At 74.5% G+C, this 8,002-nt stretch carries 8 protein-coding genes and 1 rRNA gene; 3 read left to right on the top strand and 6 right to left on the bottom strand.

Annotated elements, in window-relative coordinates; all coding sequences use genetic code 11:
* Positions 1-284, bottom strand: a 284-nt coding sequence (locus tag E1200_RS28500; protein WP_165950500.1) for a hypothetical protein, incomplete at its 3' end; no start/stop codon positions are given.
* A 114-nt stretch (positions 285-398) separates the two neighbouring features.
* On the opposite strand from E1200_RS28500, the gene E1200_RS28495 reads away from it, so the two are divergent.
* Positions 399-740 carry an SCP2 sterol-binding domain-containing protein gene (locus tag E1200_RS28495; protein ID WP_131955171.1) on the top strand — a complete coding sequence of 114 codons (342 nt, stop codon included), beginning with the start codon at positions 399-401 and terminating at the stop codon, positions 738-740.
* Between the two features lie 2 nt (positions 741-742).
* On the opposite strand, the gene E1200_RS28490 is transcribed toward E1200_RS28495, so the two are convergent.
* Both E1200_RS28490 and E1200_RS28485 read right to left on the bottom strand, forming a co-directional pair.
* Positions 743-1,744 (bottom strand): HAD-IIA family hydrolase, encoded by a 1,002-nt coding sequence (locus tag E1200_RS28490; RefSeq protein WP_131955172.1) that lies wholly within the window; start codon positions 1,742-1,744, stop codon positions 743-745.
* A gap of 70 nt (positions 1,745-1,814) precedes the next feature.
* The gene (locus E1200_RS28485; protein WP_131955170.1) at positions 1,815-2,258 is read right to left on the bottom strand and encodes a tetratricopeptide repeat protein; all 444 of its coding nucleotides are present in this window, start codon (positions 2,256-2,258) and stop codon (positions 1,815-1,817) included.
* 63 nt (positions 2,259-2,321) lie between these two features.
* Between E1200_RS28485 and E1200_RS28480 the strand changes: the two genes are divergently transcribed.
* Both E1200_RS28480 and E1200_RS28475 read left to right on the top strand, forming a co-directional pair.
* Positions 2,322-3,662: a DUF1015 domain-containing protein gene (locus tag E1200_RS28480; protein ID WP_131955169.1), complete on the top strand. Its 1,341-nt coding sequence runs from the start codon at positions 2,322-2,324 to the stop codon at positions 3,660-3,662.
* A 49-nt stretch (positions 3,663-3,711) separates the two neighbouring features.
* The gene (locus tag E1200_RS28475; protein ID WP_131955168.1) at positions 3,712-4,650 is read left to right on the top strand and encodes an MBL fold metallo-hydrolase; all 939 of its coding nucleotides are present in this window, start codon (positions 3,712-3,714) and stop codon (positions 4,648-4,650) included.
* A gap of 27 nt (positions 4,651-4,677) precedes the next feature.
* On the opposite strand, the gene E1200_RS28470 is transcribed toward E1200_RS28475, so the two are convergent.
* The 3 genes from E1200_RS28470 to rrf form a co-directional block, all read right to left on the bottom strand.
* Positions 4,678-5,844 (bottom strand): alkaline phosphatase PhoX, encoded by a 1,167-nt coding sequence (locus E1200_RS28470; RefSeq protein ID WP_131955167.1) that lies wholly within the window; start codon positions 5,842-5,844, stop codon positions 4,678-4,680.
* Between the two features lie 106 nt (positions 5,845-5,950).
* A complete protein-coding gene (locus E1200_RS35020) occupies positions 5,951-7,768 on the bottom strand; it encodes a hypothetical protein (protein WP_243708894.1) in 1,818 nt (605 codons plus the stop codon).
* 115 nt (positions 7,769-7,883) lie between these two features.
* Positions 7,884-8,000 (bottom strand): 5S ribosomal RNA (gene rrf, locus E1200_RS28460).
* Positions 8,001-8,002: the final 2 nt, after the last annotated feature.

The raw sequence follows: 8,002 nt of genomic DNA, 5'->3' as shown, positions 1-8,002 counted from the left end.
GGGCGGGGCGGTCCGGGCTCCGCGGGCCGCCCGGACGGCTCCTCCTGCTCGGCGGAGCCGGCGGACGCGAGCAGGTCGTGCAGGCGCTGGTGGACGTCCGCGTAGATCTCCACATGCCCGGAGACGGGCCGCGCGCCGAGTTCGCCGAGGCGGGCCACGGCTGCGTCCACGCGCGGGTCGCCGGTGGGATCCGGCGGCGGGACGGCGGGGAAATCCGGCTCGTCCGCGACCGGGCCCGCCTCCGCGGCCGGGGGGACCGGCCCCTGCGCGACCTCGTCGGACATCACGTTTACCTCCCAGTAGACCCCGAGCGCCCGCGACAGGTCGCCTCCGGCTCATGCTGAACGCTACCTTCCCTGAACGACATCGTCGTCGGAGGAACGGGGAACGGCCTGACCATGGCGAACGAGGAGGACTGCCGGGCTGCGCTCGGCCGCGTCGCGGCCCGCCTGGGGGAGGTGGACGCCGACCGGTTCGCCGAGCACGCGGTCGAGCGGACGATCAGCTGCGTCATCCCGGACCTCGGGGTGGCGTACCGGACGCGGCTGCACGCGGGCGGGCTGGACCCCTTCGAGCGGGACGGCGACCCGGCGGCGGCGCAGGTCAGGCTGACCTTGGACAGCGACGACCTGGTCGCCCTGGCGCGCGACGAGCTGAACCCCGCCAAGGCGTGGGCGGCGGGCCGCCTGAAGATCGAGGCGAGCATCTTCGACCTGCTCCGCCTGCGCAGGCTCCTCTGAGGTCAGAGCCCGAGGCGCGCCAGAGCGTCCGTGAGCGCCTCCCCGGGCGGCGGGGTCCCGGTCTCCCAGGCCGCGGCGGCGAGGGCGCGGAGGCCGTCGTAGGGGTCGCCGGAGCCGTCGACCGTGAAGGCGGCGCCGTCGCGGCGGGCCGTCCAGCCCCCGCAGCGGTGGCCGCCGTCCGCGCGGACGACGTCCGGGTGCGGGACGAGGAGGCCGGTCAGGTCGGGCGCGAGGTAGGTGGGCCGCCGGTTCGGCGGCGCGGTGAGGGCCTCCAGTGGGCCGGTGACGCCGGTGAAGACGAGGAGGCTGTCGGCGCCGCCGTTGTGGGCGCCCTCGATGTCGGTGTCGAGGCGGTCGCCGACGACGAGGGGGTTCCGGGCGCCGGTGCGCCGGATCGACTCCCGGTGCAGCGGCCGCTCCGGCTTGCCGGTGACGATCGGGTCGACGCCGGTCGCGGCGCTGATCACGCGGAGCAGCGCGCCGTTCCCGGGGTGCGGCGGCCCGTCGCCGCCGGGGATGGTCAGGTCGCCGTTGGACCCGACGAACAGCGCGCCCATGGCGACGGCCCGCGCGCCCTCCGACAGCAGCCCGTACGCGAGGCCGGGGTGGTAGCCCTGCGCGACGGCGGCGGGCCGGCCGGCGGCGGTCGACACCGGGCGCAGCCCCTGCGCGTACAGGGCGTGCCGCAGGCCCATCCCGCCGACGACCAGGACCTCCGACCCGGCGGGCAGGCGCTCGGCGAGCAGCCGCGCCGCCGCCTGCGCCGAGGTGACCACGTCGCCGGCGTCCGCCGGGACGCCCACCTCGGTGAGCAGCGCCGCGACGGCCGACGGCGTCCGCGAGGCGTTGTTGGTCACGAACGCCAGCCGCTGCCCGGCCGCGCGGGCCTTGGCGAGCGACTCCGCGGCCGCGGGCACGGGCCTGCGGCCGACGTAGACGACCCCGTCGAGGTCGAGCAGGGCGACGTCGTACGCCTCGCTCAGGGGACGGCCGCTGCCTTTCATGGGGCTCCTCATGAAAGTGATCGTACGGGGATCGTTACCAGCCGGTAGGCGCGGCGGGCCCGGCGCGCGGTCAGCGGCGCGCCTTGAGCGTGGCCCTGGCGTGCCGCAGCGCCTTCGCGTAGTCCTCGTTCTCGGGGCGCATCGCCGCCGCGAGCGCCAGGTGCCGGGCCGCGCCCTCGAAGTCGCCGAGGCGGCTGAGGGACAGGCCGAGGCCGAACCGCGCGTAGTCCTCGGCGGGCTCCTCCTCGACGATCGACCCGAAGCTCTCGGCCGCCGCGGAGAACCGCCGCGTCCCGAACTGGGCGCGGGCGAGCGCCTCCCGGATGCTGTGCGAGGCCGGCTCGGCCTCGGCGGCCCTGGTCAGCAGCTGCAGTGCGGCGCCGGGGCTGCCCGCCCGCAGCAGCTCCAGCCCCCGCGTGTACCACTCGTAGACGCCGCCCTCCGGAGGGGTGGTGTACTCGCCGGGCCGCTCCTCCGGGGAATCCTCCGGCCGCCCGGAACCTTGATGACTCATGTGGACCTCCCCTCGCATTCCGACCGTACCCGCACAGCCGTAACACGCCCGGCGGTGGTTAGCATGCCCAAGGTGGACGACGACCTCCCCGCCGGCCTGACGCCCCGGGAGTTCAGCGCCTGGGTCTTCGGGACGTCCGAGCCCCGGACGGGCCGCGGCCTGGAGCTGGCGCCGTTCCACGGCGTCCGCTTCGCCCCCGGCATCGCGGACGACCCGGCGTCGGTGACCACGCCCCCGTACGACCTGATCGACGAGGCGGGCGCGCTGCGGCTGCTGGCGGGCGGCGGGTACAACATCGTCCGGATCAACCTGCCGCGCGCGGCCGGGGAGAGCTACGCCACGGCGGGCGGCAGGCTGCGCCGCTGGCTGGACGAGGGCGTTCTCGCCGTCGACCGCGAACCGGCCCTCTACGTCTACGAGGCGTCCCGGGACGGGACGGTCCTGCAGCGCGGGCTGGTCGGCGCGCTGGGCCTGCGCGCGGAGTCCGAAGGGGTCGTGCTGCCGCACGAGGACGTCTTCCCCGGCCCCGTCCGCGACAGGCTCGCGCTGATGGCGGCCGCGCAGGCCAACCTGGAGCCGATCTTCCTGCTGTACGACGGCGGCGAGGACGCCGCCCGGATCATCGACGGGGCGGCGGACGACGAGCCCCTGATGGAGTTCTGCGCCGACGACGGACTCACCCACCGGCTGTGGCGCGTCACCGACCCGGCCATGCACGCCCGGGTCGCCGCCGGGCTGCGCGGCAAGCGGGCGCTCATCGCCGACGGCCACCACCGCTACGCCACCTACCGCGCCCTGCAGGCGCGGCACCACGCCGCGGGCGACGGCCCCGGCCCCTGGGACTCCGGGCTGGCGCTGCTCGTGGACTCCACGCGCTACCCGCCTTACTTGGGGGCGATCCACCGGGTCCTCCCCGGCCTCGCTCTGGACGACGCCGTCGAGCAGGCCCGCAAGGTGTTCCGCGTCACCGACTTCTGGGACGAGGCCACCGCACTCGAAGCACTCGCAGGCGAAAGCGGTCCCGCTTTCCTTCTCGGTGGGGGCGACTCCCTGCATCTCCTCACCGACCCGGATGAGGACGCATTGAGCCGCTCCATGCCGTCTGATCGGTCGCCGCGCTGGCGGCGTCTCGACACCGCGGTGCTCGACCATCTCCTTATAGCGGCCGTCTGGAACGTCCCTGAGAACGAGCACGCCATCGAGGTCGTGCACGACGACCCGTCCGCAGCCCTGGCGCGCGCCCGGCGGGTCGGCGGGACGGGCGTCGTGCTGAACCCGCTCAAGGTCGAAGACGTCCTGGCGGTCGCGGAGGAGGGCGAGCGCGTGCCCCGCAAGTCCACCTCGTTCGGCCCCAAGCCGCGCACCGGCCTCGTCCTGCGCCTGCTCCGTCCCGATTCACGGTGATCACCGGACGGGGTGGCCACCGGAGCCCGCCACGGCCGATGATCGAGGGATGAACACGACGACCACGGTCACCCCCCTCGGCGGAGACGTCTACGAGATCGACACGCGGATGGCGGGCTACACCGGCATCACCGCCGGCTACCTGATCATGTCCGACCGGCCATGCCTGGTGGAGCCGGGAACGTCCGGGTCGGCACCCGTGGTGCAGGCCGCGCTGCGGTCGCTCGGCATCGGCCCCGACGACCTGGCGACGGTGGTCGTGACGCACATCCACCTCGACCACGCGGGCGGCGTCGGCGACATCGCGCGGATGTACCCGCGGGCGGAGGTCGTCGTCCACGAGAAGGGCGCCCGGCACCTGGCCGACCCGTCCCGGCTCATGCGCAGCGCCCGGATGGTCTACGGGGACGCCCTCGACACGCTGTTCGGCGAGCTGAAGCCGACCGACGCGGCGCGCATCCGGGCCGTGGAGGAGACCGGGACGGTCGACCTCGGCGGCGGGCGGCGGCTGGAGTCGCACTACTCCCCCGGCCACGCCAAGCACCACGTGGGGCTGATGGACTCCCTCACCGGCGACCTCTACGTCGGCGACGCCGCCGGGATGTACATCCCGGAGACGGCGGACGTGAAACCCGCGACGCCACCGCCCGACTTCGACCTCGGCACCGCGCTCGACTCGATCGGCAGGTTCCGCGCGCTGGGCCCGCAGCGGCTGCTGTTCGCGCACTACGGGCCCGTGACCGAGGTGGACGACACCCTCGAACGGTCGGCTGAGGAACTGCGGGTCTGGGTGGACGCCGTCCGCGACGCCAAGGACCAGGGCCTCGACCTCGACCACGCCGTCGCGATGGTCGTCGGCCGCACCCGGGACCGCTACGCCATCGCCGCCGATGACGTCGACCCGGAGCTGGCCGCCAAGTACGAGGTCCTCACCAGCGCCGAGAGCAACGTCGCCGGCATCATGCACGCCCTGGACAAGAACGCCTGACGTCCTCGCCCAGGGCGGCGGCGGTCCTCAGCGGCGGAAGGGGCCGGTGACCTCGAACGTGTAGCCGTCCGTCCCGGCGATGAACCCGCTCTTGCCCCGCTGGGACGAGAAGTACAGCCGCGAGCCGTCCGGGCTGAACGCCGGGCCGGTGATCTCGGAGTCGTCGTGCCCGTTCAGCCGCAGGAACGGGGTCACGATCCCGCCGGTGGTGATCATGTTGATCTCCATGTTGTCGCCGTCCTCGGCGACGAAGAGGTCTCCGCCGGACGTGGCCGTGACGTTGTCGACGCCCTTCAGCGGCGCCTCGCCCTCCGCGACGAGGTCGTCGTCGTAGGCGATGTCCAGCCGCTCGGCCGCCGCGTCGTACGCCCACACGCGGTTGTCGCCCTTGGTGGTGAAGTAGCAGATGCCGTGCGTGTAGTGGCAGCCTTCACCGCCCCTGAAGTGCATGGCCTCGGCCACCTGCTCACGGGTCGGGGTGAGCCAGACCTCCGGGTTCGGCACCCTCGCCCACTGGACGGGGCCCGGCCCCGAGCCGACGAGCACTTCGAGCGTCCCGGACGACAGGTCGCCCCACGTCCGCGGCCGGAAGCGGTAGAAGCACCCGTCGGACTGGTCCTCGGTGAGGTAGACGACCTTCCGCTCGGGGTCGGACGCCGCCGCCTCGTGCTTGAACCTGCCCATCGCCGGACGGGCCACGGCCGAGTTCTGCCCGCGCGGGTCGGTCTCCCACACGAGCCCGAGGTCGTGCTCCTCGCACGACAGCCACGTGTTCCAGGGCGTCGCCCCTCCGGCGCAGTTCAGCGTGGTGCCGTTCAGCGTCCGGTACGCGGACGTGATCCTGCCGGACGCGTCGAACCGCAGGGCGGACACGCCGCCGACGAGCGGGACCTCCGAGTTGCTGACGTAGATCCAGCCGTCCCCGTCGCTGAAGCACGCGCCGCCGTCGGGCGCCGGATGCCAGGTGTACCGCGTCCCCTCGACGCGCCGGAGCGAACGCGCCACGACCCGGCTGGTGAACCCCTCCGGCAACTGCAGGCCGTTGCCGTCCGCGGCCCGCAGCGGACCGTACGGGCTCGGCCCCGGCTGTGCGGGGCCGGACGCGAACGCCTGGTGCCACAGGGCGCCCGAGAAGGCGGCGGTCCCGCCGGCGAGGGCGGTGGCGCGCAGGAACATACGGCGGTCAAGGGGCATGGCAACTCCAAGAGTCGATCTCCGCCGGACGTGTCCCGGCGGCCCCCCGATCGGCGCGGTCCCGTGAATATCGAGCGAAACCTACCCACGAGTCAAGCAAGGCAGGTCATCCGGCGTCCGGCGGCCGCTCCCCCTCGGCCGGCTTCGGTTCCAAGAACACCGCGGGGACGTCCGGCGCGTCCTCTCCCGACGTCTCCGGCACCTCGGGATCGGCGGCCTTGAACGCGATCCCGGTCGCCGGCGCCCCTTCGGCGGCCGGCACATCCCCGGGACCCGCCTCGTCCTCGGAGTCGGCCCCCTCCACGCCGCCCTCTTCGGCACCCGCGGCTTCGGCACTCGGCTCTTCGACGTCACTCCCGCCGGTCCCGGCCTCTTCGGTCCCGGCCTCTTCGGTCCCGGCTTCTTCGGTTCCGGTCTCTTCCGCGCCGGCGTCCTCGACGTCGCCGTCCTCCGTGTCGATGATGTGGAGGCCCTCAAGCTCGGCGTACCGCTCGGCGGCGTCGGTGTCACCGTCCCGGTCGGCCGCCGCGGCACGGGCGAACCAGTCGGACGCCTCCTCCTGCCGGCCCGCCTCGGCGAGCGCGTCCGCGTAGGCGTAGAACAGCCGCGCCGACCAGGGCCGGAGCCGCCGGTCGCGCAGCTCGGGGATCTGCAGCGTGACGACGGCCGCGTCGTACTGGCCCAGGTCGCGGCGCACCCCCGACTCCACGATGCGGAGCTCGACGCGCCCCATCGGGTCGAGGTTCTGCGCCTCCGGCGACTTGACGAGCTCCAGCGCGCGCTCGGGGCGTCCGAGGCCGCGTTCGCAGTCGACCATCACCGGCAGATAGGACACATCGCCCGCGCTGAGCCGCCGCGCGGCCCTCAGCTCGGCGAGGGCCTCCGCCCATTCGCCCGCGTGGTAGGCCGCGATCCCGGCCGCCTCGCGGACGACCCCGACCCGGGACGCGAGCCGCCGCGCGGCCCGCGCGTGCTTGTAGGCGCGCTCCGGCTCCTCCTCCGCGAGCCGGCCCGCCATGACGAGGTGCCGGGCGACCTTCGCGGCCAGTTCCTTCGGCAGCGTGCGCAGCTCGGCGCGCGCGTCGACGTCCAGTTCCTCACCGGTGACGTCGTCGGGCAGGATCGGGTCGTCGTGCCGCGGCGCGGGACGCTCACGCTCGTCGGTGCGCGTACGGCGGTCAGGACGGTCGCCGCGCGGGCCGTAGGGGCGTCCTCCGCCGTCCTGCGGCCGCTTGGGGCCTCCGCGCGCCTTGAACGGGCGGTCGCGGTCGCGGTCCCGGTCGCCGGGGCGTCCCTCGCGCCGGCCTTCGAACCGCCGCGCTCCGGGACGCCGCTCGTCGCGTCCGCCGCGGCCGTCACGATCCTGGAAGCGCCGCTCGCCCTGGCCGCCGCCGGTCGGCCGTCCGCCCGGCCGGCCCTCACGGCCCGGGCCTCCGCTGCGGGCGGGACGGGGACCGCCCCGGGACGCCGGGGGACGCCCCTCGCGGCGCTCTCCGCCACGAGGCCCGTCGAACCGGCCTTCCCGCCGTTCACCGCGAGGACCGCCGGGACGCCCGTCCCGCCGCTCCTCCGGCCGCCGGTCACGAGACTCGGGCCCCCGCTCACGAGACTCGGGCCGCCGGTCACGAGATTCAGGTCGCCGGTCGTCCGACCGCTTGAACGGACGGCCCGGCTTACGGTCGTCACGCTTGCCGCGCGCGTCGCCGTCCTTGCCCTTCCAGCCACCGCCTGCCGGACGGCCCCGGCCCCCGGGCGCACCGCCGGCACGGGGCGTGCCCTGGCGCGGCCCACCGCTCCTGCGATCCCCGGAACCACCCGGGCGGCCACGAGCGCCGCCCCCGCGGCCGGGCGGCGTGTTCCGCCGCCCGTTGTCGCCCCGCCGCTCGCGGCTGTCGTCGCCGCGGCCGTCCTCTTCCGCGCTCATCACGTCCGTCACTGTTCTTGAAGGTGGTTCGTGGACCCTTGCAGCCTACTTTGCAACCCCACGACATGCGTCGAGGGCCGCCCCGATAATTCGGGGCGACCCTCGACCAATATGAGTCCGGCGGCGTCCTACTCTCCCACACAGTCTCCCATGCAGTACCATCGGCGCTGAAGAGCTTAACTTCCGGGTTCGGAATGGAACCGGGTGTTTCCCCTTCGCCAAAACCACCGAACG

Source organism: Actinomadura sp. GC306 (assembly GCF_004348665.1).
Classification (GTDB): Bacteria; Actinomycetota; Actinomycetes; order Streptosporangiales; family Streptosporangiaceae; genus Spirillospora.
This window is presented reverse-complemented; position numbering and strand designations above follow the sequence as displayed.